Source organism: Kitasatospora sp. NPDC057518, assembly GCF_042802075.1.
Classification (GTDB): domain Bacteria; phylum Actinomycetota; class Actinomycetes; order Streptomycetales; family Streptomycetaceae; genus Kitasatospora.
In genome coordinates, this window is the sequence record NZ_JBHVEU010000164.1 from 1 (window position 1) to 17,215 (window position 17,215).

The following is a 17,215-nucleotide window of genomic DNA, read 5'->3' on the forward strand; positions in this document are numbered from 1 at the left end:
CGCCAGGCGTCCGGGGCCCTCACCTCGTACGTCCCGCCCGGGCGGGTCAGCTGCCGACGAAGGCCGCCAGCAGCAGCCAGACCACCGGGGCGGTCGGCAGGAGCGAGTCCAGCCGGTCCATGATGCCGCCGTGGCCGGGCAGCAGCGTGCCCATGTCCTTGATCCCGAGGTCGCGCTTGATCATCGACTCGCCCAGGTCGCCCAGGGTCGCGGTGACCGCCGCGCAGCCGCCCAGGATCAGGCCCTGCCACCAGCTGCCGCCGTCGATGATCAGCTCCATCAGCAGCGCGCCCGCCAGCATCGACAGGCCGATGCCACCGGCCAGGCCCTCGCGGGTCTTGCCCGGGCTGATCGTCGGCGCCAGCTTGGTCTTCCCGAACTTGTAGCCCACCGCGTAGGCGCCGGTGTCGCTGCAGATCGTCACGATCAGGAAGAGCACGATCCGCTGGGGGCCGTCGTCGGCCGCCAGCATCATCGCCACGAAGGTGGCCAGGAACGGCACGTAGAAGGCCGTGAACACGCCTGCCGTTATGTCCCGCAGGTAGTCCTCCGGCGGCTCGGCCATCCGCCAGACCATCACCGCCAGCCCGGTCAGCGCGAGCGAGGCGGCGGCCCACTGGATGCCGGACCAGTAGCCGGTGGCGACCATCGCGATGCCGCCCACGACCAGCGGGACCAGCGGCGCCTTGATCTGCTTGCGCTCGGCGAGCCGGCTGGTCAGCTCCCAGACGCCGACCGCGACCGCGGCCATCACGACGACCAGGAACAGCGCCTTCACCACGAACAGCGAGGCGATGATCACCGCACCGAGGCCGACGCCCACGCCTATGGCGGCCTGGAGGTTACGGCCGCCGCGCTGCTTGCGCGGCTGCGGCTGCGGAGCGGGCTGGGCGGCCACGGGTGTCTCCTGCCCTGGGAGGGACGACGGCACGAAGCGGGGCTGCCCGGCCGCCAGGTGGTTCGCCGGCGGCGCGGGATGCACCGGTGCCCCCGGGTGCGGCGGGGTGCCGTGACCGGGGGCGGGGGCGGGGGCGGCGTCGTCGGATATCGCGCGCAGCACGACCGTCTCCGTGACGCCCGGCGGCGCCGGCTCGGGCTGTTCGTCCCGGAACAGCGGGCCGCTCAGCCGACCGGCCCCCCGGGCCTGCCCCTCGGCGGGGTCGGCCGGGCCGCCGCCGGCGGGCCGCCCGTGGGCCGCGGGCCGACCGCGGCCGGCCGACCGACCGTGGTCGGGCGTGCCGGGCGGCGGGCCGGGCTCGGCCGGTACGGGAGGCATGACCTGAGTCTCCTCCGCGTCGCCGCCCCAGTACACCGGAGGCTGCTGCGGCTGATCCGAACGGAGGCCCGGCGCTCCCTGGGGGACGCCCGGCGTGCCCGGGGGCACGGCGTGGCCGCCCGGGTGACCGGGATGTCCCGGGGCCGGCGCCGCGGGCCGCGCACCGTACCCCGGCGCCGGGTGGGCCGGGACAGGGGCGGCCTGCGGGTGCGGCGCCGGGCGGTAGGGCTGGAACTGCTGGTCGGACGGGCCCCAGTAGCCGGGGGCGTCAGGGGCGTCGTTCATCAGACCTCGAGCAGCTCGGCTTCCTTGTGCTTCAGCAGCTCGTCGACCTGGGCCACGTACTTGGCCGTGGTGTCGTCGAGCTCCTTCTCGCCGCGGCGGCCGTCGTCCTCGCCGACCTCGCCGTCCTTCACCAGCTTGTCGATCGCGTCCTTGGCCTTGCGGCGCACGGCGCGGATCGAGACCTTGGCGTCCTCGCCCTTGGTGCGGGCGATCTTGATGAACTCCCGGCGGCGCTCCTCGGTCAGCTCGGGCAGCACCACGCGGATGATCGAGCCGTCGTTGGACGGGTTGACGCCCAGGTCGGAGTCACGGATCGCCTGCTCGATGGCCTTCAGCGCGGTCTTGTCGAACGGCGAGACGACCGCCATCCGCGGCTCCGGCACCGAGAAGGAGGCCAGCTGGTTGATCGGCGTCACGGCGCCGTAGTACTCCGCGACGATCTTGGCGAACATCGCCGGGTGCGCGCGGCCGGTGCGGATGGCCGCGAGGTCGTCCTTGGCGACGCTGACGGCCTTCTCCATCTTCTCCTCGGCCTCGAGGAGGGTCTCTTCGATCACTGTGGTCTCCCTGTCCGGTTCATCTGCTGTTGTCCCGACCGGTGTCGGCGCGGCGGCCGGTCACGGCGCCACCGCCGTCCCGTACGGCTGGTTGCTGCTCAGGCCCGGACAGAATCCTGGCTGATGAGTGTGCCGATCTTCTCACTCTTCACCGCACGCGCGATATTGCCCTCCGCCAGCAGCTCGAAGACCAGCATCGGCAGGTTGTTGTCCTTGCACAGCGTGATCGCGGTGAGGTCAGCGACCTTGAGGTCGCGCGCGATGACCTCGGAGTACTCCAGCGCGTCGAACTTGACCGCGTCCGGGTTGGTCCGCGGGTCGGAGTCGTAGACGCCGTCCACGCCGTTCTTGCCCATCAGCAGGACGTCGGCGTGGATCTCCAGGGCGCGCTGGACGGCCGTGGTGTCGGTGGAGAAGTACGGCATGCCCATACCGGCGCCGAAGATCACCACGCGGCCCTTCTCCAGGTGCCGGACGGCCCGCAGCGGCAGGTACGGCTCGGCGACCTGGCCCATGGTGATGGCGGTCTGGACCCGGGTCTCGATGCCTTCCTTGACCAGGAAGTCCTGCAGCGCCAGGCAGTTCATGACGGTGCCGAGCATGCCCATGTAGTCGGAGCGGGCCCGGTCCATGCCGCGGACCTGGAGCTCGGCGCCCCGGAAGAAGTTGCCGCCGCCGATGACCACCGCGACCTCGGTACCGGCACGGACGACGGTGGCGATCTCCCGGGCGATCGCGTGCACGACGTCCGGGTCGACGCCGAGCCCGCCACCACCGGCGAAGGCTTCACCGGACAGCTTGAGCAGCACCCGGCGGCGCGAGCCGGCCTTGGGGTCCTGCGCGGTCTCCTGCGTCTCCTGCATGGACTTCTCCTTTTTGCACCTACTGGTCACAGACGCGGGTGTGCGGATGCCCGGCCTGCGCGTACACGCGAGGAGGCCACTGCCGCGGGAACCGGTTCGGTGTCCTGCACGGCAATGGCCTCCTCGTCGTTCATGGTGCCGACGCGAGCCCGCCCGTTGGCGGTAGGCGCGGGGTGAGCCCGTTCGGCGTTCCTCCCGCCCCGGTCAGCGGGCGGGGGCGGTTCCCAGCGTAAGGGGGCCGGGGACCAGGTGGAACGTGGCTCAGGCGCCGACGCGGAAGCGGGCGAAGCGCTTGAGGGCGACGCCGTTCTCCTCGAGGACCTTGGCGACGGTCTTCTTGTTGTCCTTCGCGAAGGCCTGCTCCAGGACGGAGTTCTCCTTCACGAAGCCCGTGACGCGGCCCTCGACGATCTTCGACAGGGCGGCCTCCGGCTTGCCCTCCTCGCGGGCGGTGGCCTCGGCGACGCGGCGCTCGTTCTCGAGCTCCTCGGCCGGGATCTCCTCGCGGGACAGGTACTTCGGCGCGAAGGCGGCGATGTGCTGCGCGACGTCCTTGGCGACCTCGGCGTTCTCCTTGTCCAGCTCGACCAGGACGCCGACGGCCGGCGGCAGGTCGGGGCTGGTCTTGTGGAGGTAGACCGCGACGAAGCCGTCACCGTCGAACTGGGCGAAGCGACGGAAGACGATCTTCTCGCCCAGGGTCGCGTTGGCCTCGTCGACGAACTGCTGGACGGTCTTGCCGGCCTCGATCTCGGAAGCCAGGGCGGCGTCCAGGTCGGCCGGGGCGGTCTTCGCGACGTGGGCGGCGATGGCGTCGGCGACCTGGACGAAGTTGTCACCCTTGGCGACGAAGTCCGTCTCGCAGTTCAGCTCGACCAGAACGCCGGACTTCTTGTCTTCGGCGATGAGCGCGGCGACGGCGCCGTTGGAGGCGTCACGGCCCTCGCGCTTGGCAACGCCCTTCTGGCCCTTGATGCGCAGGAGCTCGACGGCCTTCTCGACGTTGCCCTCGGCCTCGTCCAGGGCCTTCTTGCAGTCCATCATGCCGGCGCCGGTGAGCTCACGGAGCTTCTTGACGTCCGCGGCGGTGAAGTTCGCCATGGTGTGAATCTCTTCTCGCGTCTCGCGTGTCTGCGTGGGGATGCGCCGGGACCGCTGGTTCGGTCCCGGCGCGGGAGAGAGGGGCACCTGCCGGCTTCGTACCGGCCGGTGCCCCTCACCCTTGGTACGTCAGGCCTGCTCGGCCGGCGCCTCGGTGGCGGGGGCCTCGACAGCGGCCTCCTCGGCGGCGGGGGCCTCGGCGGCGGCCTCGGCGGGGGCCTCCTCGGCCTTCTTCTCGCCCTCGATGAGGTCCTTCTCCCAGGCGGCCAGCGGCTGGTCGGCGCCCGGCTCGGCCTTGGCGTCGCCCTTGGCGACACCGGCGCGGGACTTCAGGCCCTCGGCCACGGCGTCGGCGATCACGCGGGTCAGCAGGGTGACGGAGCGGATCGCGTCGTCGTTGCCCGGGATCTTGTAGTCGACCTCGTCCGGGTCACAGTTGGTGTCGAGGATGGCGACGACCGGGATGTTGAGCTTCCGGGCCTCGCCGACCGCGATGTGCTCCTTCTTGGTGTCCACGATCCAGACGGCGCTGGGAACGCGCTGCATGTCGCGGATACCGCCGAGGGTCTTCTCCAGCTTGTCGTGCTCGCGCTGGAGGACCAGGAGCTCCTTCTTGGTGAGACCGGAGCCGGCCACGTCCGAGAAGTCCAGCTCGCCGAGCTCCTTCAGACGCTGAAGGCGCTTGTAGACGGTCGAGAAGTTGGTCAGCATGCCGCCGAGCCAGCGCTGGTTCACGTAGGGCATGCCCACGCGGGTGGCCTGCTCGGCGATGGCCTCCTGGGCCTGCTTCTTCGTGCCGACGAAGAGGACGCTGCCGCCGTGGGCAACGGTCTCCTTGATGAACTCGAAGGCGCGGTCGATGTAGTTCAGCGACTGCAGGAGGTCGATGATGTAGATGCCGTTGCGCTCGGTGATGATGAAGCGCTTCATCTTCGGGTTCCAGCGGCGGGTCTGGTGACCGAAGTGGACGCCGCTCTCCAGCAGCTCCCGCATCGTGACGACGGCCATTGCCGTACTCCTTGGTGTTACGGCCCGGCAGCGGCACTGCGTCGCAGCGATAGCCCACAGCCGGGTCAGTCTCGGTTTGTCCGTGGCGGCCAGGTGACAGCCACGCCTGACGCCCCGAACGTGCCGAGCCGCTACCACCCTTCCGGCCCGGGGGCCGGTCGGGCTCGGCGGACCGAGCGGCACTCGCACCTGGCGGGGCTGCGGACGAACCGCGTCCGGCCGCCGGTGGCGGGGCGTGCGAAGTCGACCCGGCGGACCGGGTCGCGTGTGAAGTGTACGGGAAGCGCCGAGGGGCGGGCGACTCCACGCGTGGCCGGGGGCCCGCCGAGGACCTGGGAGGAGCCCGGGGAACGGCCGGGGTGGGCGGGTTCCGGTGGGGCTGCGGCAGCGTTCCCGTGGGGCGGCGGCGGGGTCGGGGCGGGTCGCGCGGGGCGGCCGGGGGTGGAGTCGGAGGTGGAGCTCGGCGTGGGCGCGGAGGCGGGTGCGGGGGCGGACGCGGGCTGGTCGACCGCCTGCCCCGGGTCCGTCGCCGGTATGCCGTTTGTACACCGGATGGCGGCGCCCGTACACCCGCCCGGGGGATGGCGCTCGGGCGTGAGGGCGGTTTGTCCACAGGAATCCGGATGTGGGTGGTGCGGGGGCGGCGCGGGGGCGAGCCTGCGGGCATGACTGGTCGCGGGTGGTTCGGTGGGGTGATCGGGGTGATCGGGATGGGCCAGGTGGGTCGGACCGGTCGGCGGGCTCACGGGGTGCTGTCGCTGTGGGTGGCGGTGGTGCTCGTGGTCGTGCTCGCGGCGCCGGGGGCTTCCTATGCCTCGGGCGTCTCAGGAGCCTCACGGGCTTGGGGAGGCTTCGGCGCCGTCGGTGCGGTCGGTGCCGTCGGTGCGGTCGGCGTCCCGGGCCCGGGCGGCGAGGCCGGGCGGGGTGGTGCGCGGGCCTGGCCGGTGGGTGGGCCGGACGGGGTACTGGGCCGGTTCGAGCCGCCGGCGAAGGTCTGGGCCGCCGGGCACCGGGGGGTGGACCTCGCCGCCGCACCCGGGGCGGAGGTCCGGGCGGCGGCTCCCGGAGTGGTCACGTTCTCCGGGCCGGTGGCGGGACGGCCGGTGGTGACCGTCTCCCACCCGGGCTCGGGCTCTCCCCCGCTCCGGACCACCTATCTGCCCGTCACCGGCACCGTCCCGGTCGGCACCCCGGTAGCCGCCGGACAGACGATCGGACTGCTCGCTCCGGACGGGCGGCACTGCGCCGGGCGCGACTGCCTGCACTGGGGCCTGCTGCGCGGAACCCGCTACCTCGACCCGCTGGCCCTCTTCGGCGCGGGCACGGCCCGGCTGCTGCCGCTGGACGGCGGGGACGGGTAGGGCGCCGGGCCGGGGGTGGGGTGCGGGTCAGGGCCTGGGCCGGGGCCGAGGGCAGGCCCGGAGCCGGGCTCAGGCGCGGACGAGCCCGCGCAGCACCATCGCGACGGCGGCGTCGGCGATCTCCTCGGGGCTCTCGGTCGCACAGCCGGCGCGGCCCCCGGTCGCGGCCTGCTCGGCCCTGCGGGTCGCCGCTTCCACGACGCCCTGGACCAGGGCCGCGGCGAGCCGGGGCTGCTCGTGGCCGAGTTCCTCCAGCGTCCGGCCGACCAGACCGGCCAGCCTGCCGTGCGCCGCCCTGATCCGCTCACGCGCGGCCTCGTCGAGCTCCAGCGCCGAGATCGCCACCACCGCGCGGTGCCGGGGGTCGGCGGCCAGTGCCAGCTGGCCCCGGACGTAGGCCTCGATCCGCTCGACAGCGGTGTCGCAGCTCGCCATCCCGGCCTCGATCTCGGCCGCCCAGAGCGGGAGGTCCACCTCACAGAGCGCCTCGACCACGGCGGCGCGGGAGCGGAAGTACTCGTAGACCGAGGAGCGCGCCAGCCCGGCGCGCGCCGCGAGCGCGGGGAAGGTCAGGGCCTCCATGCCACCCTCGGTCAGCAGGATGCGGGCAGCATCGAGGAGGGCTGCCCGCTGGAGCTGGCGATGCTCGGCCACCGTGGCCGCTCGGATCTTCGGCACGGTCCCACTGTACGGAGCCCTACCTCCGGCCGGTACGGCGCCGCGCATCGGAACGGGGCCCGGGCCCGGCGACCGGCTTCTGACGACCGACGGCAGACACCCTCCGGTCGGCACCTTCGCTGCCGACACCCTCGCTGTCGGTCCCCGGCTGCCGGCGCCCTTGTCGTCGGCGCCCTACCGGATGTCCGACAGCTTGGCGCGCAGTTGGAGGACGGACTTGGTGTGGATCTGACTCACCCGACTCTCCGTCACCCCCAGCACCTGTCCGATCTCGGCGAGGGTGAGGCCCTCGTAGTAGTAGAGCGTCACCACCGTCTTCTCCCGCTCGGGGAGGGTGTTGACCGCCTGGGCCAGCAGTCTGCGCAGCTCACGGTCCTCGGCCACCTCGACCGGGTTGTCCGCACCGTGGTCGACCAGGGTGTCCATCAGGCTCAGCCGGTCGCCGCCCTCCCCCACCGGGTGGAGCAGTTCGTCCAGCGCGACCACATTGGCGAGCGACAGCTGGCTGAAGATGGCGTGCAGGTCCTCGATCGCGATGCCCATCTCGGCCGCGACCTCGGGCTCGTGCGGCGTCCGGCGCAGCCGGGCCTCCAGCGTCGCGTACGTCCGCTCGACCGCCTTCGCCTTCTGCCGCACCGAGCGCGGGATCCAGTCCAGGGCGCGCAGCTCGTCGATGATCGCGCCCCGGATGCGGCTGATCGCGTAGGTCTCGAACTTGATGGCGCGGTCGATGTCGAACTTCTCGATCGCGTCGATCAGCCCGAAGACCCCCGAGGAGACGAAGTCCGCCTGTTCGACGTTGGAGGGCAGGCCGACCCCGACCCGCCCCGCCACGTACTTGACGAGCGGTGAGTAGTGGAGGATCAGCTGCTCCCGCAGCCGCTGGTCCCCGGTCTCCTTGTAGGAGCGCCAGAGCTCTTCGAGGGCGGTGCGCCCCTGGGCCGCGACCTCCCGGACATCCTGCCCCTGGCCGCCGTCCGCCGCCTTCTCCCGGCGGAGCGGGGACACCGGCGAGGCGAGCGCCGGAGAGGTGGCGCCCCGGGCCGGCGCACTGCCGGGCGGCCGGGGCGCGCCGGCCGCGACCGCGCCGGGGGGCACACCGGCGGGCGCCCCGACAGGCGCGCCGTCGAGGTCGGCCGCGCCGGCGCCCGGGGCCGGCTCGGCACCCCGGGCCGCATCCGTAGGCTGGGGCACCACCGTCGGCCGCCCGCCCTGGCGGGACAGGCCTCCCATCGTCCCCGCCGACTTGGACGGGTAGTCGGACGCGGGGCGCCGCTCGGTCCGCGGCCCTCCCGAGGACCGAGCGCCACCGGTCACTCTGTGTCCGGGAATGTGTGTGGGCATGCGTTGGTCTGCGCCGTTCTGCCGAGTCATGTGCTGATAGGGAAGGCATGTGGAGCGTAGCGTGACCAACTCACTGCAAAGCGCTACCGCCACTCGGTCGTCCCCCGATCCGGTGGCGTTCGCACACCGGATCCGGGCGACGGACAGCAGAACCGGATCGGCAGGTCAGCCGGGCGGATCCGACATGCGTTCCCTCTACCCAAACGTGTTCCCGGTCCCAGCGCTCACCTCCTCCGCACCACGCGCCAGTGCGCGCCGTGCCGCTCCACGTAGCCGAGCGACCCCAGCTCGTAGAGCCGTTGCAGGACTTCGTCCGGCGGGAGGCCGGACTGCCGGGCCAGCCGCTCGACCGGCGCGCCCTCCGCCGTCGCCGGTACGGCCTCCAGCACCCGGGCCACCGCCGGCTCCAGCAGGTCGCGCGGGAGCACCGGGCCGCTGCGCTGCGGCGCGAGGTCCTCCCCGATCGCCCCGATCAGCTCGGTGATCTCGGCCGCGTCGGTGACCAGGGTGGCACCGCCGCTGCGGATCAGGGCGTGCACCCCGGCGGAGAGTTCCGAGGTCACCGGGCCCGCGACGCCCATGGTGTGGCGGTTGAGGTCCCGCGCCCGTCGGGCCGTGCTCAGGGCTCCGCTGCGCACCGCCGCCTCGACCACCACCGTCCCCCGGGTGAGCGCCGCGATGACCCGGTTGCGGAGGACGAAGCGGAAGCGGTTCGGGTGCTCCCCGGGCGGGAGTTCGCTGACCAGCAGGCCCTGGACGCCGATCCGCCGGATCAGTTCGGCGTTGCCCTTGGGATAGGCCACGTCGACGCCGCAGGCGAGTACGGCGGCGGTCGTCCCACCGACCGCGAGCGCCCCGCGGTGCGCGGCCGCGTCGATCCCGTAGGCGGCTCCGGAGACGACCACCCAGCCGCGCTCGGCCAGTTGGGCGGACAGCTCCCCCGCGACGTGGGCGCCGTAGGCCGTACAGGCGCGGGAGCCCACCATCGCGACCGAGCGGAGCGCGAGCAGCCGCAGCGAGCCGGTGCCCGTCACCCAGAGCCCGATCGGGCGTCCGTCGCCCAGGTCGTCGAGTTGGCTGGGCCATTCCGTGTCCCCCGGAATGATGAACCGCCCACCGACGTCCCGTACCCGTTTCAGGTCCATCCGCGGGTCCAGCCCCGGGAGCCGCGCCTGGTACCCGGACAGTCGGGTGGCGTCCAGTCCGGGGTGGTCTGGCACCGTCCCGTCCCGGATCGCCTTCACCACGTCGACGGCGGGAAGTTGAGCGAGCCATCGACCGACCACCGCGTCCCCCGGCTCGCTGAGTCGGCCGAGCAGCACCCGGGCGAGGCGTTCCGGCTCGGTCTCGGTGGTGGCCCCGGGGCCGGGCCCGGCATCGGAACCACCGGGAATTCGAGGTTGCCTCAGCAACTGGTTCATGCCTCACCCTTCTGGTTTCGCGAACGCTCGTCAGGCGCCTCGGGCTCCCCGGACAAGTCGCCGTCCGGGCTGGCGCGCTGGGCCGGGATTCCGCCGAGCCGCCCGAAGACCCGCTCGGTCAGCGGCAGTCCGTGCTCCACCCCGGTGCGCAGGACCAGGGCGGTGCGCACGTCCCGTTGGTCCGGCCGGTCGCGGCCGGCGAGGTCGGCCACCGTCCAGGCGACCCGGAGCACCCGGTCCAGGCCCCGGGCGGTCAGCAGCCCCCGCTCCAACTGCCGTGCGGCGTCGTTGAGTGCGCCGGCCGTGAGCTGCCAGCGGGTGCGCAGCTCGTGGCCCGGGACCTCCGCGTTGGTCCGCCACGGGGTGTTCGCCAGCCGGGCCGCCGCCCGCTCCCGCGCGGCCAGCACCCGGGCCGCGACGGTCTCGGTGGTCTCCGCCGTGGTGTCCCGTTCCATGAGCTCGACCCTGGTCACCGGGGCCACCTGGACCTGGAGGTCGACCCGGTCCAGCAGCGGCCCGGAGAGCCGCCCCTGGTAGCGGCTGACCATGGCGGGGGTGCACTCACAGCCCTCGCCCCGCCGCGAGTACCGGCCGCACGGACAGGGGTTGGCCGCCAGGCAGAGCAGGAAGCGGGCCGGGAGCCGCAGTGATCCGGCCGAGCGGGCGATCACCACCTCGCCCGACTCCAGCGGCTGGCGCAGCGCGTCGAGCACCCGGACCGGGAACTCCGGTGCCTCGTCCAGGAAGAGCACGCCCCGGTGGGCCAGCGAGACCGCTCCCGGTCTCGGCATACCGCTGCCGCCGCCGACGATGGCCGGCATCGTCGTGGAGTGGTGCGGGGCGCAGTAGGGCGCGGTGTCGATCAGTGGGCGCCCGGCCGGGAGCAGCCCCGCCACCGAGTGGACGGCGGTGACCTCCAGCGCCTCCTTCTGGGTCAGCGGCGGGAGCAGCGCGGGCAACCGCTCCGCCAGCATCGTCTTGCCCGCGCCCGGCGGGCCCTTCAGGTAGAGGTGGTGTCCTCCGGCCGCGGCGATCTCCAGCGCCCGTCGGGCCTCGTACTGGCCGGCCACGTCGGCCATGTCCAGCCGGGCCGCCCTGTCGTCGGGCAGGCCCCGCACGCCGGCGCTGGGCAGCATCAGGCCGGCCATCAGCGGGTCGGGCCTGCCCCCGATCGGATCGGGCGGCTCCTCCGGTGCCGCCGCGCCGGTCAGGATGGCGACGAGCTGGCGCAGGCTGCGGACGCCGATCACCGTCACCCCGGGGACGAGCGAGGCCTCGGGTGCGGTCTGCTCGGCGACCACGACCCGCTGGTACCCGGCGTCGGCGGCGGCCAGCACCGACGGCAGCACCCCTCTGACCGGCCGCACCCGGCCGTCCAGCCCCAGCTCGCCGATGATCAGCAGGTCGGCGATGGCGGAGGGGTCGAGCCGTTCGGCGGCGGCCAGCACGGCACAGGCCACCGCGAGGTCGAAGCCGCTGCCGCTCTTGGGCACCGAGGCGGGGCTGAGGCCGACCGTCAGCTTCCGCTGCGGCCAGGCCTCGCCGCTGTTCACGACCGCGGCACGGACCCGGTCGCGGGCCTCGGTGAGCGCCTTGTCGGGCAGGCCGACCAGGGTGAACGCGGCCACCCCGGGCTCCAGATCGGCCTGGACCTCGACGATCACTCCGTCGACGCCGACGAGCGCGACGGAACAGGTACGGGCGAAGGCCATCTCAGACCACCCCCCGCAGGTGGTCGACCAGGGCCGCACCCCGCGCCCGGTTGACCACCGCGACCAGGTCGATCCGCACCCCGCCCGGTGGGGCGGGAGGCCACTGCGGATCGGTGGGCCCCGGGTCGTAGCCGGGGCCGGCCAGCCGGGCGAAGTGATCGGGCCAGCGCTCGGCCATCCAGCGCTCGGCCAGGCGTTGCAGCCGGGCGGCCTTGGCCCGGTCGATGGCCTCGGTGGGCTGCTGGAAACCCCGCTCGGAGCGGGTCTTCACCTCGCAGACCGCCACGGTGTCGCCGTCGAGGGCGACGATGTCCAGCTCGCCCTCGGCGCAGCGCCAGTTGAGGTCCAGGATGCGGAGCCCGGCCTCCGCGAGGCGACGGGCGGCGACCCGCTCCCCGTACCGGCCGAGCCCGTTCCTGGTGCTGCGGTCCGGGATCGCCCGCGGGGCCTTCCCGGCTGCGGCCGTGTCCGGTACGGCCTGGTCCTGCACGACGGTGTGCTGCATGGTGACCACCTCCGCCGAGGAGGCTGCCCCAACGCGCACGGCGAGGCCCGGGAATTCCCGTTCCCTGTGGATAACTCGGACCTGTGGACAACTCCTGTCACCCGCAGGGGTGAGAAGCCCCGTTCCCGCGAAATTCGGCTGGACAACGCGGGACGGAGTCGTCCAACGTCAGTTCCCGAAGCCGGACTCGTCCGAGGGCAGCTCCAGATCGCTCTTCGCGAGTTCCTCGATGTTCACGTCCTTGAAGGTCAGCACCCGGACCTTGCGGACGAACCGGGCCGGCCGGTACATGTCCCAGACCCACGCATCCGCCATCGACACCTCGAAGAACACCTCGCCCTGGACCGAGTGCACCTGCAGCTCGTAGTCGTTGGTGAGGTAGAACCGTCGTTCGGTCTCGATCACGTACTTGAACAGGCCGACGACGTCCCGGTACTCCCGGTAGAGCTTGAGCTCCATCTCGGTCTCGTACTTCTCGAGATCTTCGGCACTCATCCAGGCGTCCCCTCAACTTGTCACGTCCACCCATTGTGGACCACCGCACCCACGGTCAGAGCCGTACCGGATCCACCGGCGGGCCCTCGACCAGCAGCCGCTCCAGGAAGTCCGCCAGACCGACCGGATAGACCGTCTCGGCGGTCCCCCTCAGTTCCTCGACCGTCCACCAACGCGCCGCGAGCAACTGGGCGTGCTCGTCGGCGCCCATGCCCGAGTGGTCCAGCACCGTCTCCGTGGTCCGGGCCAGGTGGAACCACTGCTCCTGCTCGTAGCGCTGTCCCTGAAAGGAGAACGACACCGTGCCGTACGCCACCAAGGGCCCCAGGTCCACACCCCGCAGGCCGGTCTCCTCGGCGAGCTCCCGCTCGGCGGCCTCCCGCACGTCCTCCCCCGCCTCCAAGCCTCCCCCGGGCGTGAACCACCACGTCTCCCCCGGAGTGGCCGGGTCGGCCCCCAGGAAGAGGAGGATGCGGTCCAGCCCGTCCAGCAGCAGGATCCGCGCCGCTCTGCGGCGCCGTGCTGTCATGGCGGCGCTCCACGCTCCTTCCGTTCGCATCGGTGGCGCTACCGATCCTGCCACCCGGCGCGGTCGTCCGGGGCGATGTTCGGCAGAGCGGCCCGCGGGGCGGCGGCCCCGCTCAGGAGCTGCGCCCCCGGAGCCGGCGGGCCAGACCCGCCGCCCCGCCCACCATCGAGGTCACGAGGATCAGCGCCGCGCCCGCGACGGCGGCGTAGGCGGAGGGCTCCAGCGGCCCCGGCTGCGAGGCCTTCGGGCCCGCGAAGCCGTCGAAGTCCGTGACCCGGTCGAGCAGGCCCGTCCGGCCGAAGGGCAGCACGGTGGCCTCGACCCTGGCCTCGACGGCCTCGGCCGGGACGGTCCCGCCGTCCACCTCCAGGTGGGTGCGGGAGTCCAGCGAGCCCACCCGGTTGTCGCCGAGCAAGAACAGCCGGCCCTGCGGCACCGTCACGCTGAACGGCTGGCCCTGGCCGCCCTGCGTCGCGAGGTAGGGCTCGTCCACCGGCTGCCCGTCGACCGTCAGCCGGTGATCGGCCCCGCTGGTGGCGACGGTGTCCCCGCCGACCGCGACCACCCGCTTGACCATGAGTTCGCCGCCCCAGGCCTGGTCCCGGAAGACCACCACGTCGCCCCGCCCGATGTCGCCGCCGCCGACCTTGCGGGCGAGCACGGTGTCCCCGACGCGCAGCGTCGGGTGCATCGAGGCGGTGGGGATCTTGTACGGCCGGTAGTCGATCGCGATCAGCGCGAAGCCGCCGACCATCAGCACCAGCCCGAGCGCCAGGGCGACGCCCTGCAGCACCGCGGCGGGCCGACGGCCCGCACGGGCGGGCGCGGTCGGGTGGTCGGCCGTCTGCTCCACGACACTGCTCATCGACACCGTCCACCTCTGGCCGACCGGAGAACACCACTGGCACGCCGGAGGCACGGGCGGAAACGCCGGCGGGCCGTGGCACGTCCGAGCAGATTACTCGTCGGTACCACGGCCCGCGCAAGAGCCGGGGGCAACCCGGCGGAACACGATCCGGTGGAGCTCAGGACTCCTTGCGGCTCTCCACCCGGCCACGCACCCGCCGCACCAGCGGGAGCAGGGCGACGGCCCCCACCGCACCGGCCACGGGGGGCGCCATCGGCGCGGCCGCCGCCAGGCCCTTCTGGTCGAAGGTGTCCGGCACCGGCAGCGTCGACCAGTGGCCGACCGGCCAGGCCACCACGAAGGCACGCCCGATCACGTTGTCCACCGGGACGGTGCCGCCGCCCGGCTGGTCCATGTGGAAACGGGAGTCCAGCGAGTTGGCGCGGTGGTCGCCCATGACCCAGATCCGGTCCTTGGGCACCTTGACCGGGCCGAAGGGGTGGTCGCCGCACGGGGTGTTGCCCTGGTAGACGTACGGCTCGTTGAGCGCGACGCCGTTGACCTTGACCGGCCCCTCGCCCTCGCACTCGACGGTGTCCCCGCCGACCGCGATGACCCGCTTGATCAGGTCCTTCTCGTTGGCGGAGGGCATCAGGCCGACGAAGCTGAGCACGTCCTGCACACCGCGGAGGAAGGAGTTGCTGCTCTGCTGGGTCGGCTCGTCGCTCAGCCAGCCGCCCGGGTCGTGGAACACCACGACCTCACCGCGCTCGGGTTCGGCCCCGAACCACGGGGTCAGCTTGTCGACCAGGACGCGGTCGCCGACCTGCAGCGTGTTCTGCATCGATTCCGACGGAATGGAGAACGCCTGGACGAAGAACGTCTTGATCACCAGCGCGAGGATGAGCGCGATGCCGACCAGGATCGGCAGTTCCTTCCAGAACGAGCGCTGCTTGCGCGGCTTGGACGGAGCCTCCGACTCCGAGCCGTCCGCGGACTCGGCCTCCGCGTGCTGGGAGCCCGGGGAGTCCTCCGACCCGGCACCGCCCTGCCCGTCGGCGGTCTGCGCCGCCGCGTCCTCGACCGAGGCCGAGGAGGCCGCGGACTCGGTGGACCGGTCCGCCCGACGGCCTGGGCCCTCGGGCTCTCCGGCGCCTGATCGGGCGCCGATCACCAAATCCCCCACAACGTCTCCTCCCTGCTGTGCGGACGCCCGCGCGCCCGCGCTCAGAGTGCCGCACAGCGGGCACCACGCTCACCACGACCATGAACGCCTCAGGGCTGCCCACCGCGGACTCCCCTGACACCAGCACAGCCTCGGCCCGCGACCGGGACCACTCCCGGCCGCACCTGCACTTCTCTATCACTCCAAGGCATCCGGCTCGCGGTCCCACACGCGAGGCCCGTCCGGTCGGCGGCCGGTGCGGCTCACTCCGGAGGCCGCCCCGACCGGCGAACGACGAGCGGAAGGATGCCCAACACCCCCATAACGAGCGGCGGTTCCGCAGGAACCGGCCCAACGCCCACCGATCCCGCGGCAGTTCCGCCGGCCTGCGGCATCCGGGCGAGAGAGGAGAGTGAACCGGGCGCATCGAGTTGATGGAAGCGGTCCAGCGGCCAGGCGGTCACGAACGCGCGACCGACCACGCCGCTCAGCGGGATCGTCCCCTGTCCCGGATTGCCCATGTGGAAACGGGAGTCGGCGGAGACGTCCCGGTGGTCACCCATGACCCACAGCCGCCCCTGCGGCACCTGGATCCTGAAGGCCTGCCGGGACGGCGGGTTGCCGGGCGCGAGGTAGGACTCCTCCACCGGGTGGCCGTTGACGCTGAGGCGCCCCTGCGCGTCGCAGCACTCGACGGTGTCCCCGCCGACGCCGATCACCCGCTTGATCAGGTCCTGCTCGTTGTCGGAGGGCAGCAGTCCGACGAAGGTCAGCACCTGCTTGGCCGCACCCAGCACCGGGCCGTCCTCGGACGGCTTGCGGTCGCGCTCCAGCCAGCCGCCCGGGTCCTTGAACACCACGATGTCGCCGCGCTGCGGCTCACTGCCGAACCAGGGGGTCAGCTTGTCCACCAGTACCCGGTCCCCGATCAGGATGGTCTGCTCCATCGAACCCGAGGGGATCACGAACACCTGGACCAGGAAGGTCTTCATCACCAGCGCCACCAGCAGGGCCACCAGGACGATCATGGGCACTTCGCGGACCAGCGAGCGCTTGCGCCGACGGGCGGCCTTGCGGGCACTGCGACGGCGCTCGGCCCGGCCGCGCGCCGACGGGGCCCCTGCCGGTCCACGGCCTGCCGCGTCGTCCTCCCCCGGTCCACCGCGCACCGGACCGGCCGAAGCCGGACCCCCTGCGGCCGGTCCCCCCGCAGTCGGGCCAGTCGGGCCTCCGGCAGCCGGGCGGTCGTCGAGCCGCCCCCTACCCCTGGTCCCCATGACCGCCTGTCCCCGCAGTCGCGGCGAAGGCCGCGGGCCGGTCCAGGCTGGTCCAGCGCGAGAACGGGTAGACCACCCAGTCCGCCCGGCCGATCACCTTCTTCTCGGGCACGAAGCCGCCACCGGGATCGCCGAGGTGGTCGCGGGAGTCCCGGGAGGCGCTGCGGTGGTCGCCCATCACCCACAGCTTGCCGGCCGGCACGACGATGTCGAAGGCCACGCTCGACGGGTCGTCGCCCGGGGACAGGTAGGAGGTCTCGTCGATCGGCACGCCGTTGACGGTGATCGGCGCGCCCGGCCCGGTGCTGGTCACCCGGTCCCCGCCGACGCCGATCACGCGCTTGACGTAGACGGTGTCCCCGGCCGGGGCCAGCCCGAGGTCCTGGGCGAACGAGCGCAGGCCGTCCCAGAACGTGGGCGGCTTCGCCGACTCGCGGAGGAAGGAGCCCCTCCCGTCGAAGACCACGACGTCGCCCCGCTGGGGATGGCCGCCGAAGGCGTAGGCGAGCTGGTACGCGACCAGCCGGTCGCCGGGGCGCAAGGTCTCCTCCATCGACCCGGAGGGCACCGAGAAGGGACGCGCGACGAAGGCGTTCACCAGCAGCAGGGCCGTCAGGCAGATCCCGACCAACAGCAGCAGGTCCCGCGAACGCGAGCGCCCGGGCTCCTCGTCCTGCTCCGACTCGTCCGACCCGTCCGACTGGCTCGAGCCGTCGCCGCCGGAGCCGCCGGTCCGCTCCGGGCCCTCGGCCTGCTCCAGTACCTCAGCGTGTTCAGGCCCGTCGGCGCGC

At 73.0% G+C, this 17,215-nt stretch carries 17 protein-coding genes; 1 reads left to right on the forward strand and 16 read right to left on the reverse strand.

What is annotated here, in order from left to right; all coding sequences use genetic code 11:
• Positions 1–46: 46 nt before the first annotated feature.
• The 5 genes from ACFU7Z_RS18595 to rpsB form a co-directional block, all read right to left on the reverse strand.
• The gene (locus ACFU7Z_RS18595) at positions 47–1,276 is read right to left on the reverse strand and encodes a phosphatidate cytidylyltransferase (protein ID WP_380778302.1); all 1,230 of its coding nucleotides are present in this window, start codon (positions 1,274–1,276) and stop codon (positions 47–49) included.
• A gap of 284 nt (positions 1,277–1,560) precedes the next feature.
• On the reverse strand, positions 1,561–2,118 hold the full coding sequence (gene frr / locus ACFU7Z_RS18600) for a ribosome recycling factor (protein ID WP_049657639.1): 558 nt from the start codon (positions 2,116–2,118) through the stop codon (positions 1,561–1,563).
• Between the two features lie 98 nt (positions 2,119–2,216).
• The gene (gene pyrH / locus ACFU7Z_RS18605) at positions 2,217–2,981 is read right to left on the reverse strand and encodes a UMP kinase (protein WP_030056790.1); all 765 of its coding nucleotides are present in this window, start codon (positions 2,979–2,981) and stop codon (positions 2,217–2,219) included.
• 261 nt (positions 2,982–3,242) lie between these two features.
• Positions 3,243–4,082 carry a translation elongation factor Ts gene (gene tsf / locus ACFU7Z_RS18610; protein WP_074001524.1) on the reverse strand — a complete coding sequence of 280 codons (840 nt, stop codon included), beginning with the start codon at positions 4,080–4,082 and terminating at the stop codon, positions 3,243–3,245.
• A gap of 129 nt (positions 4,083–4,211) precedes the next feature.
• Positions 4,212–5,090 (reverse strand): 30S ribosomal protein S2, encoded by an 879-nt coding sequence (gene rpsB / locus ACFU7Z_RS18615; protein WP_049657635.1) that lies wholly within the window; start codon positions 5,088–5,090, stop codon positions 4,212–4,214.
• A gap of 665 nt (positions 5,091–5,755) precedes the next feature.
• Between rpsB and ACFU7Z_RS18620 the strand changes: the two genes are divergently transcribed.
• On the forward strand, positions 5,756–6,451 hold the full coding sequence (locus ACFU7Z_RS18620) for a murein hydrolase activator EnvC family protein (RefSeq protein ID WP_380778304.1): 696 nt from the start codon (positions 5,756–5,758) through the stop codon (positions 6,449–6,451).
• Between the two features lie 69 nt (positions 6,452–6,520).
• Here the strand turns inward: ACFU7Z_RS18620 and ACFU7Z_RS18625 are convergent, their stop codons facing one another.
• The 11 genes from ACFU7Z_RS18625 to lepB (ACFU7Z_RS18675) all read right to left on the reverse strand — a co-directional run.
• Entirely contained in the window at positions 6,521–7,105 is a 585-nt protein-coding gene (locus ACFU7Z_RS18625) for a TetR/AcrR family transcriptional regulator (RefSeq protein ID WP_117491975.1), read from the reverse strand.
• A gap of 198 nt (positions 7,106–7,303) precedes the next feature.
• Positions 7,304–8,227, reverse strand: a complete 924-nt coding sequence (gene whiG, locus ACFU7Z_RS18630) for an RNA polymerase sigma factor WhiG (protein WP_241852776.1) — start codon at positions 8,225–8,227, stop codon at positions 7,304–7,306.
• A 470-nt stretch (positions 8,228–8,697) separates the two neighbouring features.
• A complete protein-coding gene (gene dprA / locus ACFU7Z_RS18635) occupies positions 8,698–9,894 on the reverse strand; it encodes a DNA-processing protein DprA (protein ID WP_117489675.1) in 1,197 nt (398 codons plus the stop codon).
• Positions 9,891–11,606 carry a YifB family Mg chelatase-like AAA ATPase gene (locus tag ACFU7Z_RS18640; protein WP_079271909.1) on the reverse strand — a complete coding sequence of 572 codons (1,716 nt, stop codon included), beginning with the start codon at positions 11,604–11,606 and terminating at the stop codon, positions 9,891–9,893. The genes dprA and ACFU7Z_RS18640 overlap by 4 nt, the downstream gene beginning before the upstream one ends.
• Position 11,607: 1 nt before the next feature.
• Positions 11,608–12,111, reverse strand: coding sequence for a YraN family protein (locus tag ACFU7Z_RS18645; RefSeq protein WP_079271927.1), 504 nt, complete (start codon positions 12,109–12,111; stop codon positions 11,608–11,610).
• A 168-nt stretch (positions 12,112–12,279) separates the two neighbouring features.
• Positions 12,280–12,606 carry a DUF2469 domain-containing protein gene (locus ACFU7Z_RS18650; RefSeq protein WP_030056781.1) on the reverse strand — a complete coding sequence of 109 codons (327 nt, stop codon included), beginning with the start codon at positions 12,604–12,606 and terminating at the stop codon, positions 12,280–12,282.
• 55 nt (positions 12,607–12,661) lie between these two features.
• Positions 12,662–13,135: an NUDIX hydrolase gene (locus tag ACFU7Z_RS18655; protein WP_049650392.1), complete on the reverse strand. Its 474-nt coding sequence runs from the start codon at positions 13,133–13,135 to the stop codon at positions 12,662–12,664.
• Between the two features lie 112 nt (positions 13,136–13,247).
• The gene (gene lepB, locus ACFU7Z_RS18660; protein WP_380778306.1) at positions 13,248–14,000 is read right to left on the reverse strand and encodes a signal peptidase I; all 753 of its coding nucleotides are present in this window, start codon (positions 13,998–14,000) and stop codon (positions 13,248–13,250) included.
• A 160-nt stretch (positions 14,001–14,160) separates the two neighbouring features.
• The gene (gene lepB / locus ACFU7Z_RS18665; RefSeq protein WP_380778308.1) at positions 14,161–15,168 is read right to left on the reverse strand and encodes a signal peptidase I; all 1,008 of its coding nucleotides are present in this window, start codon (positions 15,166–15,168) and stop codon (positions 14,161–14,163) included.
• 242 nt (positions 15,169–15,410) lie between these two features.
• Positions 15,411–16,175, reverse strand: coding sequence for a signal peptidase I (gene lepB / locus ACFU7Z_RS18670; RefSeq protein ID WP_074001522.1), 765 nt, complete (start codon positions 16,173–16,175; stop codon positions 15,411–15,413).
• A gap of 232 nt (positions 16,176–16,407) precedes the next feature.
• Positions 16,408–17,215 (reverse strand): signal peptidase I (gene lepB, locus ACFU7Z_RS18675; protein WP_380778310.1); only part of this gene is annotated, 808 nt, incomplete at its 5' end.

What these genes read in the sequence shown, in the direction of transcription:
- ACFU7Z_RS18595 (WP_380778302.1), bottom strand. Translation starts at nt 1,276, where the DNA reads ATGCCTCCCGTACCGGCCGAGCCCGGCCCGCCGCCCGGCACGCCCGAC.
- pyrH (WP_030056790.1), bottom strand. Translation starts at nt 2,981, where the DNA reads ATGCAGGAGACGCAGGAGACCGCGCAGGACCCCAAGGCCGGCTCGCGC.
- tsf (WP_074001524.1), bottom strand. Translation starts at nt 4,082, where the DNA reads ATGGCGAACTTCACCGCCGCGGACGTCAAGAAGCTCCGTGAGCTCACC.
- rpsB (WP_049657635.1), bottom strand. Translation starts at nt 5,090, where the DNA reads ATGGCCGTCGTCACGATGCGGGAGCTGCTGGAGAGCGGCGTCCACTTC.
- ACFU7Z_RS18620 (WP_380778304.1), top strand. Translation starts at nt 5,756, where the DNA reads ATGACTGGTCGCGGGTGGTTCGGTGGGGTGATCGGGGTGATCGGGATG.
- dprA (WP_117489675.1), bottom strand. Translation starts at nt 9,894, where the DNA reads ATGAACCAGTTGCTGAGGCAACCTCGAATTCCCGGTGGTTCCGATGCC.
- ACFU7Z_RS18640 (WP_079271909.1), bottom strand. Translation starts at nt 11,606, where the DNA reads ATGGCCTTCGCCCGTACCTGTTCCGTCGCGCTCGTCGGCGTCGACGGA.
- ACFU7Z_RS18645 (WP_079271927.1), bottom strand. Translation starts at nt 12,111, where the DNA reads ATGCAGCACACCGTCGTGCAGGACCAGGCCGTACCGGACACGGCCGCA.
- ACFU7Z_RS18650 (WP_030056781.1), bottom strand. Translation starts at nt 12,606, where the DNA reads ATGAGTGCCGAAGATCTCGAGAAGTACGAGACCGAGATGGAGCTCAAG.
- ACFU7Z_RS18655 (WP_049650392.1), bottom strand. Translation starts at nt 13,135, where the DNA reads ATGACAGCACGGCGCCGCAGAGCGGCGCGGATCCTGCTGCTGGACGGG.
- lepB (WP_380778306.1), bottom strand. Translation starts at nt 14,000, where the DNA reads ATGAGCAGTGTCGTGGAGCAGACGGCCGACCACCCGACCGCGCCCGCC.
- lepB (WP_074001522.1), bottom strand. Translation starts at nt 16,175, where the DNA reads ATGATCGTCCTGGTGGCCCTGCTGGTGGCGCTGGTGATGAAGACCTTC.